Consider the following 1369-nt stretch of genomic DNA (forward strand, 5'->3'; position numbering starts at 1 on the left):
CAGCCAGCCCGTCATACGGACCACCGGCGGCGGCGTGGGCTTCGTGCCAGCCGCCGTAGTTGCGGACGAGGCGGATGAAGGCCCGCTCGGTCATGGCCTCCCAGGGCCAGGAGACCGCGCTGAGCAGCACCTCGGCCGGCGGCCTGGGCAGCTGCGCGCCGGGGGCACGGCCCGAGGTGCCGCGGGAGCGGAACCAGTACCGCGTCACCACGCCGAAGTTGCCACCGCCGCCACCGGTGTGGGCCCACCACAGCTCGTGGTTGGGGCCGCCGTCGTCGCTGGTGGCGATTACCGTCCGTGCCCCGCCGTGCGCGTCGACCACGACGACCTCGACGGCGTACAGGTGGTCCACGATCAGGCCGTGCCGGCGGCAGAGCAGGCCCCAGCCCCCGCCGCTGACGTGACCGCCCACCCCGACCGAGTAGCAAACGCCACCGGGGACCACGACCCCCCACACCCTGTACAGCCGCTCGTAGACGTCCATGAGGATGGCGCCGGCCTCCACCTCGAAGGCCGAGCGTTCCGGGTCGTAACGCACCCCGGTCATCTCGGAGAGATCGATGACCGTCTAGACCTCGCTGTTGAAGACGAAGTCCTCGTAACAGTGGCCGCCGCCGCGGACCGCGAAGGCCGTGCCACTGTCGACGGCGCGCTGGACCGCGGCCTGGGCCTGCTCCGCGTCGCTGATCAGCTGGATGGTCTCCGGAGAGCCCACCCAGCGTTGGTTACTGCCCCAGTTCAGGTCCGGGAACTGATGATCGCCGGGCCTGATCACGACCGCCGCGCCCCCGGGGGCCGGCCGGCGCGGCGGCCGCCGGGCGGGTCGCGGCGGCAGGCAGAACTGCCACCGCGCCACCAGCGAGCGCGACACCTCGGAGAAAAGCGCGACGGGAGTCGCCTGGCATCGTGGGGTACTCCCTCATCGGGTTTCGGCTCATCGGGTTTCGGGTGATCGACTGGTGCGTGCGCCGGCGATCAGCGGGTGCAGCGCTGGACGAGGCCCTCGACGATGAATCGGAGGGCATCCGAGAAGTAGCGCTCCGTCTCGTGGCGGAAATAGCGGGTCTGTTCCGCCTTCTCCACCCCGGCCGGGCTGAGGGTGACGCGGAGGCTCAGGGTGGGAAGGCCCTCGTCGTCCCGGCCGAGCTCGTTGACGATCTTGGCGATGCACGGGTCGTTGAGCGGCTGGAAGACCACCCGCCTGTGATCCTCGAAGGTCACGCGCTCCCGCACCCGCTCCGTGTCGCGGACGGTGATCTCCCGGAGGAAGCCGTCCGAGTAGCGTTCCAGAACGCGGCAGGCGGTCACCGCGGGCACGTACGGGCTCGGGTGCTCCGACTTGTGAACCAGCCCTTCCCAGACCTGGTCG

At 70.9% G+C, this 1369-nt stretch carries 3 protein-coding genes; all 3 read right to left on the bottom strand.

What is annotated here, in order from left to right; translation table 11 throughout:
* On the bottom strand, positions 1 to 547 hold a 547-nt coding region (locus FDN03_RS16645), incomplete at its 3' end, for an FAD-binding protein (protein WP_212743938.1).
* A 21-nt stretch (positions 548 to 568) separates the two neighbouring features.
* Entirely contained in the window at positions 569 to 715 is a 147-nt protein-coding gene (locus FDN03_RS16650) for a hypothetical protein (protein ID WP_212743939.1), read from the bottom strand.
* 260 nt (positions 716 to 975) lie between these two features.
* Positions 976 to 1369: AtaL-like protein (locus tag FDN03_RS16040; protein WP_138178585.1), on the bottom strand; the 394-nt coding region annotated here is incomplete at its 5' end.

Source organism: Glutamicibacter sp. V16R2B1, from assembly GCF_005774635.1.
In the GTDB taxonomy this organism is placed as follows: domain Bacteria; phylum Actinomycetota; class Actinomycetes; order Actinomycetales; family Micrococcaceae; genus Glutamicibacter; species Glutamicibacter creatinolyticus.